This window comes from Brevundimonas sp., assembly GCF_032017145.1.
Classification (GTDB): Bacteria; Pseudomonadota; Alphaproteobacteria; order Caulobacterales; family Caulobacteraceae; genus Brevundimonas.
The window spans coordinates 14,151-30,173 of record NZ_DALZQC010000010.1; the positions used below are offsets into that span (position 1 = coordinate 14,151).

The following is a 16,023-nucleotide window of genomic DNA, read 5'->3' on the forward strand; positions in this document are numbered from 1 at the left end:
GGTCAGCCGCCGCAGGTCTCGCGAACGATCAACTCGGTCGGAACGCGCTCGGACCGGCCGACGCCCATGCCAGCGGATGCGCCGCCGTGATCCAACAGTTTGGACACCATCAGCCGACCGGCCTTCATCGTGTCCTGGGCGATGGTGCTGAGGGCCGGGCGCGAATAGCGGCTGAACGGCACATTGTCGAAGCCGATGACCGAGACCTGGCCCGGCACGTCCACGCCCGCGTGCAGCAACGCTCGCACGGCCCCAAGCGCGATCTGGTCGGACGCCGCCACCACGCCGTCGAAGGCGACGCCGCGTCGGATCAGGGCGTCCACGGCGGCCTCGGCCGATTCGACCTCGAAATGGGCGGGCACGATCCGTTCGGCCTCGGCCTCCAGCCCGCTCTGGTTCAGGGCGTCCAGATAGCCGCGATGCCGCTGCATGGCCTCGGGCGGATCGAGGTCGCCCAGGAAGACGATGCGCTTTCGCCCCAGCCGCGCCAGATGCAGGGTCGCGCGCCGTCCGCCCGAGATATTGTCCGAGCCGATGGAGCAATAGTCCTGGTCCGGCAGTTCGGCGCCCCAGACGACGAACCGATGGTCGGCGTCCACCAGCCGGTTGAAGGCCGAATGCAGGCTGGACTGGCCCAGAAAGATCACCCCGTCCGCCCGGCTGGTGTTCAGGGCGGCGGACAGCTCGTCATAGTTGGCGGGCGAGATATGGCTCATCAACAGGTCGCAGCCGCGTTCGCGCGCCGCCTCGCCCACCCCGGCCAGAAGCTCCAGGAAGAAGGGATCGCTGAGGCGCCCTTCGCGCCCCTGCGGACGCGGCACCACCAGGGCGATGGTGCCCTGGGCGCCGATGGGGCCGGCCGGCATGTGGCGGCGAAACGGATAGTCGTGCTCCTTGGCCAGCTTCCAGATCGTCTGTTTGGTGCGGTCGTTGACGGCGGGGCTGTCGTTCAGGGCGCGCGAGGCGGTGGCGATGGACACGCCGGCCAGGCGGGCGATGTCTTCCAGACGGGTGGTCTTGCGGCTCAAGGTCGCGGGTCCTCACGGCAGCATGGTGAAGCTGCAAAATTTTCTGCAAATATTTCAGCCACCGTTCGCGGCGGTTGGCAAGAGGCGGCGTAACGGAGTTCCCATGATGCAGCGCAGATCCTTCCTGGCCCTTGGCGGCGTGTCGATCCTGGCGTTCGGCGCCACGGGCGTTCGCGCCCAGACCACGCCCGCCCACGCCCGCACCAGCTCGCCCGGCGGCGTGCTGACGGTGGAAGCCTTCACCGACAACGACGGCCGGCCGATGTATTCTGTCCTGCGCCAGGGCCGGGTCGTGGTGGCGCCGTCCAAACTGGGCTTCCTGCTGACCGACGCCCCCGCCATCGAGCGCGGCCTGACCCTCACCGCAGGTCAGCCGGTCACGGTGGACGATACCTGGGAGCAGCCGTGGGGCGAGCGCCGCTTCATCCGCAACCACTACAACGAATGGCGTGTCGCCTATGCCGAGACCGGCGGCCTGCAACGCCGCGTGGACGTGGTGTTCCGCCTGTACGACGACGGCCTGGGCTTCCGTTACGAGTTCCCGGATCAGCCCGCGCTGAAGACTGTCCGCATCGGCTCGGAACTGACCGAGTTCAATCTGGCCGAAAACGGCGAGGCGCTCTGGTGCCCGGCCTGGGAGTGGAACCGCGAGGAATACCTCTATGACCGCACCCCCATCGACGCGGTGGGCAGCGCCCAGACGCCGATGACGGTCAAGGGCCAGTCGGGCCTGCACGTCTCGATCCACGAGGCGGCCTGCATCGACTATGCGGGGATGAACCTGCGTCGCTCCGAAGGCACGAACTTCCGCGCCCAGCTGACGCCCGGCCTGACCAATGCGGCGGTGGTGCGCCAGGCGCCGTTCAACACCCCGTGGCGCACGCTGCAGATCGCCGACAATGGGGCGGGGCTGATTGAATCCAGCCTGATCCTGAACCTGAACGAACCCAACAAGCTGGGCGACGTGTCATGGTTCAAGCCGATGAAATACGTCGGCGTCTGGTGGGAGATGCACCTGGAGCTGAAGACCTGGAACGCCGGTCCCAAGCACGGCGCCACCACCGAAAATACGATCAAACACATCGACTTCGCCGCCAAACACGGCCTGGGCGGCGTCTTGGTCGAAGGCTGGAACAAGGGCTGGGACGGCCAGTGGTTCGCCAACGGTTCGGACTTCAGCTTCACCGAGGCCTATCCCGATTTCGATATCGAGGCGGTCTGCGCCCATGCCCGGTCCAAGGGTGTGCAGCTGATCGGCCACCACGAGACCGGGGGCAACGCCTTCCATTACGAGCAGCAGCTTGAACCGGCGATGGCGCTGTACGAGCGGCTGGGCGTCCATTCGGTCAAGACCGGCTATGTCGCCGATGCGGGCGGGGCGCGCGTCGCTGGGCCCGATGGCCGGATGGTCATGGCCTGGCACGAGAGCCAGCCGATGGCCCAGCACCATATGCGGGTGATCGAGGCGGGCGCCCGGCACAAGGTCGCCGTCAACGCCCACGAGCCGTTCAAGGATACCGGCCTGCGCCGCACCTATCCCAATATGATCAGCCGCGAGGGCCAGCGGGGCATGGAATATTCGGCCTGGGGCAACCCCGGCAATCCGCCCGAACATGAGCCGAACCTGGTCTTCACCCGCCTGCTGGCCGGGCCGATGGACTATACGCCCGGCATCTTCGGCATGGAGACGCGCAGCCCCGGCGGGGTGCAGACGACCTGGGCGAAACAGCTGGCGCTCTATGTCGTCATCTACAGCCCGATCCAGATGGCGGCGGACCTCCTGGTCAACTACGAGGCCAATCCCGGCCCGTTCCAGTTCATCAAGGACGTGCCTTGCGACTGGGCAGAGACCCGCGTGCTGGCCGCTGAAATGGGCGACTATGTCGTGATCGCCAGAAAGGACCGGGCGTCCGACGTCTGGGCCCTGGGCGCCGTCACCGACGAACATCCGCGCGTGCTGAGCGCCCCGCTGGACTTCCTGGACGCGGGCCGCCGCTATCGCGCCGAAATCTACCGCGACGGCCCGGAGGCCGACTACAAGGGCAAACGCGAGGACATCGTGATCGAGCAGCGCGAGGTGACGTCCGGCGACGTCCTGACGCTGGCCCTGGCCCCCGGCGGCGGCCAAGCGATCCGGTTCGTGCCGGTGGGGCGTCGTCGGAGATGAGCGCTTCGCCCCATCCGTCATCCTCGGGCTTGACCCGAGGACCGGGCGCCGATCGAGCGTTGCGTCGCCCGTTCGCACCAGTCGTTGATTGTCCGATCCTCGGGTCAAGCCCGAGGATGACGGAGATGGTGATTGCGATCAGGGGCATCCGCCCATGACCCTGCTCACCCACCGTCCGCGCCTGTCCGGTCTGGCGATCTGGAACATGTGCGTTGGATTCTTCGGCATCCAGATCGGCTTCGGCCTGCAGAACGCCAACACCAGCCGCATCTTCCAGACCCTGGGTGCCGAGGTCGATACGCTGGCCATCCTGTGGATCGCCGCGCCGCTGACGGGTCTGCTGGTCCAGCCGATCATCGGCCATTTCAGCGACCGGACCTGGACCCGGTTCGGGCGACGGCGGCCTTACTTCCTGATCGGGGCCATCGCCACGACCCTGGCCCTGATCGCCATGCCCAACAGCCCCGGCCTGTGGTTCGCGGCGGCCATGCTGTGGATCATGGACGCCTCGATCAACATCACCATGGAGCCGTTCCGCGCCTTCGTCGGCGACAACCTGCCAGAGGAACAGCGCACCGCAGGCTATGCAATGCAGAGCTTCTTCATCGGCGCGGGCGCGGTCTTCGCCTCTACCCTGCCGTGGCTGTTGTCCAACGTCTTCCATGTCGCCTCGACGGCCGAGGCGGGCGTTGTGCCCCTGTCGGTCAAGATCGCCTTCTATGTCGGCGCCGCCGGCCTGTTTTCGGCGGTGCTGTGGACCGTGCTGTCGACCAGGGAATACAGCCCCGAACAGATCGCCGCCTTCGAACGCGCCCGCACCCTGGTCGCCGACGACGCGCCCGAGGCGCCGGCCCGGTCGGTGCGCGGCTGGCTGGGATCGGGTCTGATCTGCCTGGTGCTGGGCGTTCTGGCGCTGGGCCTGATCGCGGCGCTGGGGCTTGAGAAGGAACTGCTGATCCTGGGCGGCTTCATCGCCGGATTCGGCCTTCTGATGATCGCCGTCGGCATGATGCAGCGCCGGGGCATGGTCAACGCCGCGACCGAAATCCTGAACGACATCTTCCGTATGCCCAAGACCATGCGCGGCCTGGCCGTGGTTCAGTTCTTCAGCTGGTTCGCCCTGTTCGCCATGTGGATCTACACCACCGCCGCCGTGACCCGCGTCCATTACGGCGCGACAGACACCACTTCGGCCGCCTATGCGGCCGGCGCGGACTGGGTGGGGGTGCTGTTCGGCGTCTATAACGGCGTGGCGGCCCTGGCGGCCTTCACCCTGCCCGTCCTCGCAAAGCGGATCGGGCGAAAGGCGACCCATGCGCTGATGCTGCTGCTGGGCGCGGCTGGCCTGTTCGGCGTCTTCGCCATTCGCGAGCCGGGCCTGCTGTGGCTGCCGATGATCGGCGTCGGCTTCGCCTGGGCGTCCATCGTCTCCATGCCCTACGCCATCCTGTCGGCGGCGGTGCCGGACCGGAAGATGGGCGTCTATATGGGGGTGTTCAACATCTTCATCGTGGCGCCGCAACTGCTGGCCGCCACGGTGCTGGGCCTGATCCTGAAGGCCCTGTTCGACGGCCAGGCGATCTGGGCCCTGGTGCTGGGCGCGGCCTCCTTCGTGCTGGCGGCGGGCAGCGCCCTGCTGATCAAGGAGCACCGGGCATGAACCGGCGCAGCCTGCTGACCCTGATGGCCGCCCTGCCCTTCGCGGGCGCGGCCCAGGCGGAGGGCGCCCTCGCGAGCGGCCGTCTGATCGTCCACGAAGGCATGACTTCGGCCCATGTGAAGCCGCGCAACGTCTCGATCTGGCTGCCCCCGGGCTATGAGGCGTCCGACGCCCGTCATCCCGTCCTCTATATGCACGACGGCCAGAACCTGTTCGACGCGGCTACGGCCAACTTCGGCGAATGGGGCGTGGACGAGCATCTGACGCGGCTGATCGCGGGCGGCCAGGTGCGCGCCCCCATCGTCGTCGGCGTCTGGAACACCGACCTGCGCCTGAGGGAATATGTCCCCGCCGACCTGATCGCCGCGCTTCCCGCCGACATGCGCGACGAGGTTCAGGCCATCTATGGCGGGCCGTCGCTGTCCGACGGCTATCTGCGGTTCCTGGTCGAGGAACTGAAGCCGTTCGTCGACGGCGCCTATCGCACCCTGACCGGGCCGCAGGACACGATGATCGCCGGGTCCAGCATGGGCGGGCTGATCTCGATGGCGGCGGTGATGAAGCGTCCCGACGTCTTTTCCGCCGCCGCCTGTCTGTCGCCCCACTGGCCGCTGAAGGTCGAGGGGCTGGAGGCGGGCGGCGCGCTGGACGCCTGGCGCGAGCGGCTGGTCGCCGCCTGGACCGGCGTGATCGAACGCGGCCTGCCGGCGCCGGGCGCGCACCGCTTCTATTTCGACCGGGGCGACGAGACGCTGGATCAATTCTACGCCGTCTTCCAGACCCAGGTGGACCAGACGTTCCGTCGTCGCGGCTATGGCCCCGGCGATGTCCAGAGCCTGGTCTTTCCCGGCGCCCAGCATACCGAGGCGTCGTGGAACCAGCGTCTGGACGCGCCCCTGACCTTCCTTCTTTCCCCCGCCCCCACGCGCAACCCGTGAGGACTACAATGCGTCACTTCCGTACCTTCTGCCTCGCCGGCGCCGCCGGCCTGGCTTTCGCTTCCGCAGCGACCGCCCAGTCGGGCGTCGCCCCCGGCGCGCCCGGCGCGCCGCCCGTCTGGTCCAGCGCGGCCAAGACCGGCGCCGGTTCGTCCTACGAAGCCTATGTCGACGGCCAGTATCGCGACGGCGGCCCGACCGGGGCGGTGTCCAAGGTCTGGTATTCCATCGCCGACGGCGTCCTGACCGAAACCATGTACGGCCTGATCCACGAGGCCCAGATCAAGGCGCTGCGCTTCGCCGGCGTCACCCATGACGGCCTGGTCGTCGAAGGGCCGGACACCACCAGCCGCACCGAATATCTGCATGTGGACGCGCAGGGCCGCCCGCTGTCGCCCGCCTATCGCATCACCACCCGCGACAAGAACGGCCGCTTCCAGATCGAGAAACAGATCTTCAGCGACCCGGACCGCAACGCCCTGGTGCTGCGCGTCACGATCACGGCGCTGAAGGGCGAGGTGACGCCCTATCTGATGCTGGAGCCGCACATCGCCAACACCGGGATCGACGACCGGGGCCAGGTCACGCGCGACGGCTTCCACGCCTGGGAAGGCGACACCCATCTGGTCCTGAAGCCCAGCCAGGCGTTCGAAAAGGCCAGCGTCGGCTTCGTCGGAACCTCCGATGGTCTGACGGACCTGAAGGATGGCAAGCTGGACTGGACCTACGCCTCGACCGGCGATCAGGCCGGCAACACCATGATGACCGGCGCCCTGCCCCGGATGCGCGAAAGCACCCAGATCACGCGCGACTTCGTCATCGGCTTCGGCGCCAGCGAGGCCGAGGCGCGCGCGGCGGCGGACGGATCATTCGCCACCGGCCTGGACGAGGTTCTGGCCCGCTTCAACGGCGAGGGCGAGCGCGTGGGCTGGGAGGACTACATCGCCTCCCTGACCGAACTGCCGCGCATCGCCGAGCAGGCGACCGACGGCGGCAAGCTGGCCTACGCCTCGGCCCTGATGCTGAAGGTGCAGGAGGATCGCACCCACGCCGGCGCCCTGATCGCCAGCCTGTCCAACCCGTGGGGGGACACGGTGGACGCCTCGAAGTCCTCGACCGGCTACAAGGCCGTCTGGCCGCGCGACTTCTATCAGGTGGCGATGGCTCTGGCGGCCCTGGGCGACAAGGAGACGCCGCTGGCGGCCTTCAACTATCTGCCTCAAGTCCAGGTGGGTGCAAACACGCCGGGCAACACCGGCGTCGGCGGCTGGTTCCTGCAAAAGACCCATGTGGACGGCGAACTGGAATGGGTCGCGGTCCAGTTGGACCAGACGGCCATGCCGATCATGCTGGGCTATCGTCTGTGGAAGATGGGCTGGCTGTCCGACGCCCAGATGACCGAACACTATCGGTCCATGCTGAAGCCGGCGGCCGACTTCCTGGTCGACGGCGGCAAGGTCGGCCTGCTGTGGAACGACGCCGAGATCAAGCCGCCCTTCACCCAGCAGGAACGCTGGGAGGAGCAGCAGGGCTATTCGCCGTCATCGACCGCCGCCGTGGTTGCGGGCCTGACCGTCGCCGCCGAGATGGCCCGCGCCTCTGGCGACGCGGCCGGGGCGACCCGCTATCAGGCCACGGCCGACAGCTATGCGTCCAAGATCGAAGAGCGGATGTTCACCACCAACGGCGACTTCGGCGACGGCCGCTACTTCATCCGCATCACCCAGAACGAGAACCCCAACGACAAGGCCCCGATCGGCGCCGCCAACGGCCAGGTCGCTCCGCCGGAGGACAAGGTGGTGGACGGCGGCTTCCTGGAGTTGGTCCGCTACGGCGTGCGCAAGGCCGACGATCCGCACATCGTCGCCACCCTGCCCGTCTATGACGATCAGGGGCTGGAAGACCTGTACCGCGTCCGCTTCGACTTCGGCCCCGAAGGCGACAAGACGCCGGGCTGGCGCCGTTACGGCGTGGACGGCTATGGCGAGGATCATGTCACCGGCGCCAACTACGGCGTCGGCGGCGAGATGAGCCCCGGTCAGCGCGGGCGGGTCTGGCCCTTCTTCACCGGCGAACGCGGTCACTATGAACTGGCCCGCGTCAGCGTGAACGGCGCGCCATCGGCCGCCGACATCGCCGCCATCCGCCAGACCTATGTGCGCGGCATGGAGCGGTTCGCCAACGACGGCCTGATGCTGGCCGAACAGGTCTGGGACGGGGTCGGCAACCCCACGGCCCGCGACTACGCCCTGGGTCAGAACACCGACTCGGCCACCCCCCTGGCCTGGACCCATGCGGAATATCTGAAGCTGCTGCGGTCGCTGGCCGACGGCAAGGTCTGGGACAGCTACGATCCCGTCCACGACCGCTACGCCCGCTGAACGAAAAAAAGGCCCCGGAGAGCGATCTTCGGGGCCTTTCCACTTGTGTTTTCGGTTGGATCAGAAGGTCAGTTTCAGGCCGCCCACGATGCGGTCGTCGGCGGCCGGAACGCCTTTGATGTTGGTGTCGTAGTAACGCACGTCCAGCCCCAGATTGTCAGTCAGGGCGTAGCCGACGCCCAGGTTCCAGGTGGTGTAGTCGTTGCTGACGTTCAGCCACTGATGGCCGACGGCGCCCGAGACGGTCCATTTCGGCGCCGGGGCGAAGGCGCCGTTGATCTCGGCATAAGTCGCCTCCTTGTCCACGCCGTAGAAGTCCGGCGAATAATAGACGGCGGCGCCGAGGGTGGCCGGACCCACGGCGCGCGAGGCGGCGGCCTTGAACTCGGCATAGTTATAGTCCGCGCCCTTGGGCTCGCCCGCATAGAGGTAGCCGACCACGCCGAAGTCCCAGGCGAAGCCCGCCGCCTCGGTGCGATAACCGCCATAGACGTCGATCTCCGCATCGGTGTCGTCGCCGAAATCGACGTTGGAGGCCCAGGCGCCGGCGTAGAAGCTGCCTGAGGTCAGATCGACCCCGCCCTGGATGGCCGGATCCTCGCCCGTCTGGCTGAAGCCGCGGAAGATGTAGTCGCTGACGACGCCCACGTTCCAGGCGACCTTGACGTCGCTCTGGGCCGAGGCAGGACTGGACAGGCCGATCAGGGCCGTGGCCAGGGTCGCGGCGGCGGCCGCACGAAACAGGTTCTTGCTCATAGTTTTATCCCCTTGTTTTGATTTACGAACCGGCGGCGATGGCCGGGCGCGGGGATGGAGCCGCGCCCGGTCGCCGGATCAGTGTTCCAGCGCTTCGCCGTGCAGCGAGGTGTCCAGGCCGGCCGCCTCTTCCGCCTCGCTGACTCGCAGACCCGTGGTGAACTTGCAGATCATCAGGATGACCAGGGTGCCGACGGCGCTGTAGACGATGGTCCACAGCAAACCCAGGGCCTGGGCGCCGACATTGGCGCCTTCCGACAGGCTGTTGATCGCGGTGGTGGCGAAGACGCCGGTCAACAGGGCGCCGATCAGACCGCCGGCGCCGTGGATGCCGAAGGCGTCCAGGCTGTCGTCGTAACGCAGCAGCTTCTTGACCCACACCGACGAGGCGTAGCAGGCCGGACCGGCGATCAGACCAATGATGACCGCCCCCTTGGGATCGACGAAGCCGGCTGCCGGAGTGATGGCGACCAGGCCCGCGACCACGCCCGACAACATGCCGATCAGCGAGACCTTCTTCTTCTCGATATATTCGACGATCTTCCAGGTCAGGGCGGCGGCGGCGGCGGCCAGCAGGGTGTTCAGCAGCGCCACGCCCATCAGGTCGTTGGCCGCGCCCGCCGAGCCGGCGTTGAAGCCGATCCAGCCGACCAGCAGCAGGCTGGCGCCGATCATGGTCAGGACCGGGTTGTGCGCCAGGATCGGCTCGACGCCATAACCCTTGCGACGGCCCAGGACGATGGCGCAGACCAGACCCGCGACGCCCGAGTTGACGTGAACCACCGCGCCGCCGGCGAAGTCCAGCACGCCGGCCGAGCCCAGGAAGCCCCCGCCCCAGACCCAGTGGCAGATAGGCGCATAGACCAGAAGCGACCACAGGGCGGTGAACAGCAGAAGCGCCGAATATTTCATCCGCTCGGCGAAGGCGCCGGTGACCAGGGCCGGGGTGATGATGGCGAAGGTCATCTGGAAGGAGATGAACAGGAACTCGGGGATTCCCGGCAGCAGGGCGTTGGCGGTCTGAAGCGACACGCCGTTCAGGAACAGCATGTCCAGGCTGCCGATGAAGGGCTGAAGGCCAGCGCTTCCGTTCTTGCCGAACGCCAGGCTGTAGCCGGCGATGAACCAGACCAGCGACACCACGGCGAAGACGCCGACGGACTGGGTGATGGTAGCGATCACGTTCTTCTTGCGCACCATGCCGCCATAGAACAGCGCCAGACCGGGGAGGGTCATCAGCAGAACAAGAGCGGTGGAGGTGCCGAGCCATGAGGCCCCGGCGCTGTCCAGCACCAGCGGCGCCTGATGGCCCAGAAGGGCGGGCGCTCCGGTCTGCGCCTGAGCGGCGCCGGCCCCGATAAGACAGAGTGTGGGAAGGACGAGGCCCGCGGCCCCGATAAGTCGGTTTCCAATCTGCGACATGAAATAGTACCCCCTATGCAATCTCGCAGTTGCGAAGGTTTTACCGCAATTGCGAGACGCGCAAGAGGCAAGCGCGCGATCAGCGCAACATTCTTGCAACGGTCGAGTCACAAAACGTTCAAGGCGCAAGATCATTCGATCCTGAGCCGAAAACGAGATTTCAGATTGCCGGAAAGGCCAAGCTTAAAGGAACGTTTTTCAGCCGCTGTCGGCCGACCTTCAGGCCCAGTGCATCTGCACCCGGTGCGCGGCCGCCCAATGGATGGCGCGGATGGCGTCGATGACGGCCTCGGTGGCCGCCCGCGTGCCCAGTTCGCCGCCCAGATCGGCGGTCACGGCGCCCGCGGCCAGGACGGCGGCGACGGCGGCCTCGATGGAATCCGCCTCGTCCTCCATCTTCAGGCTGTGTCGCAGCAGCAGGGCCGCCGACAGTATGGCCCCTACCGGATTGGCCAGGTCCTGACCGGCGATGTCGGGCGCCGAACCATGGATCGGCTCGAACAGACCCGGCCCCTGGGTTCCCAGGGAGGCGGACGGCAGCAGGCCGATGGAGCCGCCCAGCACCGAAATCTCGTCCGACAGGATGTCGCCGAACATGTTCTCGGTCAGGATGACGTCATAGTCGCGCGGCTTCCTGATCAGGTGCATGGCCATGGAATCGACCAGGGCGTGCTCCAGGGTGATCTCTGGATACTCCTCGGCATGGATACGGGTCACGACCTCGCGCCACAGGCGGCTGGTCTCCATGACATTGGCCTTGTCGACCGACGTCACCTTGCCGCGACGCTGGCGCGCGGTCTGGAAGGCGGCGCGGGCGACGCGCTCGATCTCCACCACCGTATATTCGCACAGGTCGGTGGCGCCCTTATCGTCGCGGGTCTTCCTGCCGAAATAAACGCCGCCGGTCAGTTCGCGGAAGACGATCAGATCGACGCCCTCGACGATCTCCCTCTTCAGCGGCGAGCGGTGCGCCATCACCGGCGAAACCTGCAGCGGGCGCAGATTGGCGAACAGGCCCATGGCCTTGCGAATGGCCAGCAACCCCTGTTCGGGCCGCACCTTGCCGCCGTCCCACCTGGGTCCGCCGACCGCGCCCAGCAGAACCGCGTCGGCCGCGATACAGGCGGCGCTGGTGACGTCGGGCAGAGCCTCGCCCGTGGCGTCGATGGCCGCACCCCCGATCAGATGTTCGGTGAAGGCGAAGTGGTGGCCGTAGAAGTCGGCGATGACCGACAGCACCTGACGGGCGGCGCCCGCCACCTCGGGTCCGACGCCGTCGCCGGGCAGGACGACGATATTGTAGGTCTTGGGGGCGGCGTTGGTCATCTGATGGTCTCTCTCGAACGCTCGAACGCTTCGATCTCTGGCAGGTTTGATTGCAGCCAACCCAGGGTGTCCACCCCGTCCAGCAGGCACTGACGAGCGAAGGATTCGACCCCGAACGGCACGGGTTCGGCATTGCCGCGCTGGATCTGATTGGCCTGGAGGTCGATCGTGACCGGCTGGTCCGGCTGCGACGCCAGATCGTCCCAAACGGCCTGGCTGACGACGATGGGCAAGAGGCCGTTTTTCAACGCGTTAGATGTAAAAATGTCAGCGATCTCGGTCGAGATCACGGCCCGGAACCCATAATCCAGCAGGGCCCAGGGCGCATGTTCGCGCGACGAACCGCAGGCGAAGTTCTTGCCGGCCAGCAGGATCCGGTGCTCCGCCGGGTCGATCCGGTTCAGGATGGCCTCGGGCTTTTCCGAGCCGTCGTCTTCGTATCGCCAGTCATAGAAGGCGGCCTTGCCCAGCCCTTCGCGGGTGGTGGTGGTCAGGAAACGCGCCGGGATGATCTGATCCGTGTCGATATTGGCCTGGCTGAGCGTGACCGTCTTCGACGTCAGGACCTTGAAGGGCTCAGACATAATCATCTCCGCTCATCCCCGCGGAAGCGGGGACCCAGTTCTGTGGGCGACGGGCGCCACCCGTCCAGCCTTGGCGTCTATCCAGCGCGCGGCGCTTGGCGAAAGCACTGGGTCCCCGCTTCCGCGGGGATGAGCGGAAGGATGCAGCGTCAGACATGCTCCGCCTCGTTCAGATAGACGCGCGGGTCGGTCAGCACGCCCGCCACCGCCGTCGCCGCCGCCGTCGCCGGGCTGGCCAGAATGGTGCGCGCATCCTTGCCCTGACGCCCTTCGAAATTGCGGTTCGAGGTCGAGACCGCCAACTGTCCCGGCGCGACCACATCGCCGTTCATTGCGATGCACATCGAACAGCCGGGAATGCGCCATTCGGCCCCGGCCGCGATGAAGACCTCGTGCAGACCTTCCGCCTCGGCGTCGCGACGCACGGCCTCGGACCCCGGCACCACCAACATCCGCAGCCCCGGCTTCACCTTTCGGCCCCGCAGCACATCGGCGGCGGCGCGCAGATCGGGCAGACGGCCGTTGGTGCAGGAGCCGATGAAGACCACATCCACCGGCTGGCTGGTCGTCGCCTCGCCCGCCGTGAAGCCCATGTAGGCGATGGCCTTGCGGTCCGAGTCCGACCGAGGCTGCGGCACCGGCGAACCGATGGGCGCGCCTGCATCCGGCGTCGTGCCCCAGGTCGCCATGGGTCGGATGGCGCCGCCGTCGATGGTCACTTCCTTATCGAAGACCGCGCCTGCATCCGTCGCCAGTTTCAGCCATTCGGCCGTCGCTGCTTCATAGTCGGCGGGGACGTGCTTGCGACCGCGCAGCCAATCAATGGTCGTCTGGTCCGGCGCGATCATGCCGGCGCGCGCCCCCGCCTCGATGGACATGTTGCACAGGGTCATCCGCCCTTCCATGTCCAGCGACCGCACCGCCTCGCCCGCATATTCGATGACATAGCCGGTGCCGCCGCCGAAGCCGATGGCGGCGATTACGGCCAGGGCCACATCCTTGCCCGACACGCCCGGCTGCAGTTGGCCGTTCACAGTGACGCGCATGGACTTGGCCTTGCGCTGCAACAGGCACTGGGTCGCCAGCACATGGCCGACTTCCGAAGTGCCGATGCCGAAGGCCAGAGCGCCGAACGCGCCATGCGTCGCCGTGTGGCTGTCGCCGCACACCACCGTCATGCCCGGCTGGGTCAGGCCCAGTTCCGGCCCCATGACGTGAACCACGCCGCGATCATCCGAATCCCATCCCGCCAAAGGCACGCCGTGGGCGGCGCAGTTGCGCTCCAGCGTATGAACCTGCGCCTCGGCCTGGGCCGTGACATAGGGCTTCAGGCCGTTCAGACCCGCAGGCAGGGTCGGGGTCGAATGGTCCAGGGTCGCATAGGTGCGGTCGGGACGGCGGACCTTCAAGCCGCGGGCCTCGATCTCGCTGAACGCCTGGGGGCTGGTGACTTCGTGAACCAGATGCAGGTCGATATACAGCACCCCCGGCGTCTCGGCCGTTTCCGACCGCACGACATGGGCGTCCCAGACCTTGTCGAACAGGGTCTTAGGCATATGCAGGCGTCCGTTTCTCTGCGGGCGCGTCCATCGGCTCCAGCCAGCCTTCGAACACCGAAGCGCCATGGTGTGGCGCATGGTTCGCCACATGGATCTTGGCGTCGGCCCACGGCGTCAGCGCGCCGTCGACCCAGATGTTCTCAGCCAGGGGCTGCATGCACGTCTTCCTTCTTACGTCTTGGTTGGCGCTCGATCAGGGAGCGCCGCGAGGCCGCGATCAGGCGGCCTCGGACTGGATCATGTCGTTGGAGATGCGGCGCGCACCGAACAGACGATCAATCTGGCGGCCCAGATTATCCATGCAACGGGCGGCGTCACGGCCGCGCAGCGTCAGAGCGATGCGGCGGAACGCGCCCTCATCGGCCATGCTGATGCCGTCGATGTGGAAGCCCCGGCGCTCCACCAGACCGATCAGACGCTGAAGCGAGCCGTCGGCCCGGTCGATCTGGATGTGGATGGTGTCGGTCATCACAGTTCTCCTTCAGGGGTCGCAGCGTGCATCATCTGCGCGTTGTTCTTGCCCGGCGGCACCAGCGGCCAGACGTTTTCGGCGGGGTCGATAATGACGTGGGCCAGAATCGGCCCTTCGGTCTTCAGCAGGCGCTCCAGCCCGGCCGTGACCTGGTCGCGGCGCTCGATGCGGAAGGCCTCGATGCCGAAGGCTTCGGCGACCTTCACGAAGTCGGGGTTGTCGGACAGGTCGACCTCGGAGAAGTTCCGCTCGAAGAAGAACTCCTGCCACTGGCGCACCATGCCCAGACGCGAGTTGTCCAGCAGCAGAATCTTCAACGGAATGCCGAAGCGGTTGACCGTCGCCAGTTCCTGAATGTTCATCATGATGCCGCCGTCGCCGCTGATGGCGACGACCACAGCATCCGGCTCGGCCAGTTTGGCGCCGATGCCCGCAGGCAGGCCAAAGCCCATCGAACCCAGACCGCCCGAGGTGATGTGCGCCTCGGGCCGCGAAAACTCGCAGTGTTGCGCGACCCACATCTGATGCTGACCGACATCGCAGGCGGCGATGAAGCCGGGCCCAGCCAGACGCGACAGTTCGTTCAGCAGGGCGGGGGCATAGACCTTGTCGCCCGGCGCGTCATAGCGAACTTCTGTTTCGGCCGAACGCGCGCGCCATTGGTCGGCCCAGGCCGAAACATCGATAGCCGGGCCGTCGGCCAGACGCCGGTTCAGCGCTTCCAGATTGGGCTTCAGATCGCCGACGACGCCGACCGCGACAGGACGCAGCTTGCCGATCTCGGATGGATCGATGTCGAAATGGATGACGCCCGCCTTGGGTGCGAACTCAACCAACTTGCCGGTGGCGCGGTCGTCGAACCGGGCGCCGACGACGATCAGCAGATCCGATTCCTGAACCGCCTCGTTGGCGGCGGGCGTGCCGTGCATGCCCAGCATGCCCAGATAGTTGTCCTGACCCGTCGGGATCGTACCCAACGCATTCAGGGTCGAGACCTGCGGAATCCCGGTGGCTGCCGCGAACGCACGAACGGCGTCAATGGCGCCCGAAATCTTGGCCCCGCCGCCGACGTACAGAACCGGGCGGCGCGCAGCCCGGATCGCCGCCTCGGCCTCGGCGATGACCGAAGGTTCGGCGACAGCGATCTCGTTCGGCAGATGCAGGCCGCGCGGCTCGCTGGTCAGCTCGAACTGAACATCCTTGGGCAGGTCGATCAGGACCGGCCCCGGACGGCCCGAACGCGCGATATGGAAGGCTTCCTGAATGATGGCCGGAATGTCAGCAGCCTGACGCACCAGATAGGAGTGTTTCACCAACGGCAGGGTCACGCCCAGGATGTCGACTTCCTGGAACGAGTCCGTGCCCATGACGCCCTGGGCGACATTGCCGGTGATGCAGACCATCGGCACGGAATCCAGCATGGCGTTGGCGATGCCGGTGACCAGATTGGTCGCCCCCGGCCCCGAGGTCGCCATGCAGACCCCGACCTTGCCGCTGACCCGGGCGTAGGAATCAGCGGCGAAGGCGGCGCCCTGTTCGTGGCGGCACAGATAGTGCCGCAGCGTCGAACCGGCCAGGGCGTCATAGATGGGCATGATCGCCCCGCCCGGATAACCGAACACCACCTTTACCCCCAGCTGCTCCAGGGTGGAGACCAGCAGGCGGGCGCCCGACTGGGCGACCTCGGCAGAGGGTTTCAAGGCGACGGCGGTCATCTGGGTCATCCGGTC

At 67.0% G+C, this 16,023-nt stretch carries 13 protein-coding genes; 4 read left to right on the plus strand and 9 right to left on the minus strand.

The window, feature by feature from the left end:
* Nucleotides 1-2: 2 nt before the first annotated feature.
* A complete protein-coding gene (locus RTU05_RS03120; RefSeq protein WP_312595600.1) occupies nt 3-1,028 on the minus strand; it encodes a LacI family DNA-binding transcriptional regulator in 1,026 nt (341 codons plus the stop codon).
* Nucleotides 1,029-1,131: 103 nt separating this feature from the next.
* Here RTU05_RS03120 and RTU05_RS03125 point away from each other — a divergent pair, with 103 nt between their 5' ends.
* From RTU05_RS03125 to RTU05_RS03140, 4 genes are all read left to right on the plus strand, one after another.
* Complete coding sequence (locus tag RTU05_RS03125) at nt 1,132-3,195, plus strand: glycoside hydrolase family 97 protein (RefSeq protein ID WP_312595601.1); 2,064 nt, start codon at nt 1,132-1,134, stop codon at nt 3,193-3,195.
* 154 nt (nt 3,196-3,349) lie between these two features.
* Complete coding sequence (locus RTU05_RS03130; protein WP_312595603.1) at nt 3,350-4,855, plus strand: MFS transporter; 1,506 nt, start codon at nt 3,350-3,352, stop codon at nt 4,853-4,855.
* Entirely contained in the window at nt 4,852-5,793 is a 942-nt protein-coding gene (locus tag RTU05_RS03135) for an alpha/beta hydrolase-fold protein (RefSeq protein ID WP_312595605.1), read from the plus strand. Before RTU05_RS03130 ends, RTU05_RS03135 begins: the two co-directional genes overlap by 4 nt.
* Before the next feature lie 8 nt (nt 5,794-5,801).
* Nucleotides 5,802-8,174, plus strand: a complete 2,373-nt coding sequence (locus RTU05_RS03140) for a glucan 1,4-alpha-glucosidase (RefSeq protein WP_312595607.1) — start codon at nt 5,802-5,804, stop codon at nt 8,172-8,174.
* 60 nt (nt 8,175-8,234) lie between these two features.
* Here the strand turns inward: RTU05_RS03140 and RTU05_RS03145 are convergent, their stop codons facing one another.
* From RTU05_RS03145 to ilvG, 8 genes are all read right to left on the minus strand, one after another.
* The gene (locus RTU05_RS03145; protein WP_312595609.1) at nt 8,235-8,930 is read right to left on the minus strand and encodes a TorF family putative porin; all 696 of its coding nucleotides are present in this window, start codon (nt 8,928-8,930) and stop codon (nt 8,235-8,237) included.
* A gap of 78 nt (nt 8,931-9,008) precedes the next feature.
* Nucleotides 9,009-10,352: an ammonium transporter gene (locus RTU05_RS03150; RefSeq protein ID WP_312595611.1), complete on the minus strand. Its 1,344-nt coding sequence runs from the start codon at nt 10,350-10,352 to the stop codon at nt 9,009-9,011.
* 219 nt (nt 10,353-10,571) lie between these two features.
* Nucleotides 10,572-11,678 (minus strand): 3-isopropylmalate dehydrogenase, encoded by a 1,107-nt coding sequence (gene leuB / locus RTU05_RS03155; RefSeq protein WP_312595613.1) that lies wholly within the window; start codon nt 11,676-11,678, stop codon nt 10,572-10,574.
* Nucleotides 11,675-12,262 (minus strand): 3-isopropylmalate dehydratase small subunit, encoded by a 588-nt coding sequence (leuD, locus tag RTU05_RS03160; RefSeq protein WP_312595615.1) that lies wholly within the window; start codon nt 12,260-12,262, stop codon nt 11,675-11,677. Before leuD ends, leuB begins: the two co-directional genes overlap by 4 nt.
* Nucleotides 12,263-12,411: 149 nt before the next feature.
* Complete coding sequence (gene leuC, locus RTU05_RS03165; RefSeq protein ID WP_409411589.1) at nt 12,412-13,818, minus strand: 3-isopropylmalate dehydratase large subunit; 1,407 nt, start codon at nt 13,816-13,818, stop codon at nt 12,412-12,414.
* On the minus strand, nt 13,811-13,978 hold the full coding sequence (locus tag RTU05_RS03170) for a hypothetical protein (protein WP_312595617.1): 168 nt from the start codon (nt 13,976-13,978) through the stop codon (nt 13,811-13,813). The genes leuC and RTU05_RS03170 overlap by 8 nt, the downstream gene beginning before the upstream one ends.
* 60 nt (nt 13,979-14,038) lie before the next feature.
* Nucleotides 14,039-14,290, minus strand: a complete 252-nt coding sequence (locus RTU05_RS03175) for an ACT domain-containing protein (RefSeq protein WP_312595619.1) — start codon at nt 14,288-14,290, stop codon at nt 14,039-14,041.
* Nucleotides 14,290-16,017: an acetolactate synthase 2 catalytic subunit gene (ilvG, locus tag RTU05_RS03180; protein ID WP_312595621.1), complete on the minus strand. Its 1,728-nt coding sequence runs from the start codon at nt 16,015-16,017 to the stop codon at nt 14,290-14,292. Before ilvG ends, RTU05_RS03175 begins: the two co-directional genes overlap by 1 nt.
* Nucleotides 16,018-16,023: the final 6 nt, after the last annotated feature.

Coding starts and splice junctions, on each gene's coding strand:
- RTU05_RS03130 (WP_312595603.1), top strand. CDS start 3,350: ATGACCCTGCTCACCCACCGTCCGCGCCTGTCCGGTCTGGCGATCTGG.
- RTU05_RS03150 (WP_312595611.1), bottom strand. CDS start 10,352: ATGTCGCAGATTGGAAACCGACTTATCGGGGCCGCGGGCCTCGTCCTT.
- RTU05_RS03145 (WP_312595609.1), bottom strand. CDS start 8,930: ATGAGCAAGAACCTGTTTCGTGCGGCCGCCGCCGCGACCCTGGCCACG.
- RTU05_RS03135 (WP_312595605.1), top strand. CDS start 4,852: ATGAACCGGCGCAGCCTGCTGACCCTGATGGCCGCCCTGCCCTTCGCG.
- ilvG (WP_312595621.1), bottom strand. CDS start 16,017: ATGACCCAGATGACCGCCGTCGCCTTGAAACCCTCTGCCGAGGTCGCC.
- RTU05_RS03175 (WP_312595619.1), bottom strand. CDS start 14,290: ATGACCGACACCATCCACATCCAGATCGACCGGGCCGACGGCTCGCTT.
- leuD (WP_312595615.1), bottom strand. CDS start 12,262: ATGTCTGAGCCCTTCAAGGTCCTGACGTCGAAGACGGTCACGCTCAGC.
- leuC (WP_409411589.1), bottom strand. CDS start 13,818: ATGCCTAAGACCCTGTTCGACAAGGTCTGGGACGCCCATGTCGTGCGG.
- leuB (WP_312595613.1), bottom strand. CDS start 11,678: ATGACCAACGCCGCCCCCAAGACCTACAATATCGTCGTCCTGCCCGGC.
- RTU05_RS03125 (WP_312595601.1), top strand. CDS start 1,132: ATGATGCAGCGCAGATCCTTCCTGGCCCTTGGCGGCGTGTCGATCCTG.
- RTU05_RS03140 (WP_312595607.1), top strand. CDS start 5,802: ATGCGTCACTTCCGTACCTTCTGCCTCGCCGGCGCCGCCGGCCTGGCT.
- RTU05_RS03170 (WP_312595617.1), bottom strand. CDS start 13,978: ATGCAGCCCCTGGCTGAGAACATCTGGGTCGACGGCGCGCTGACGCCG.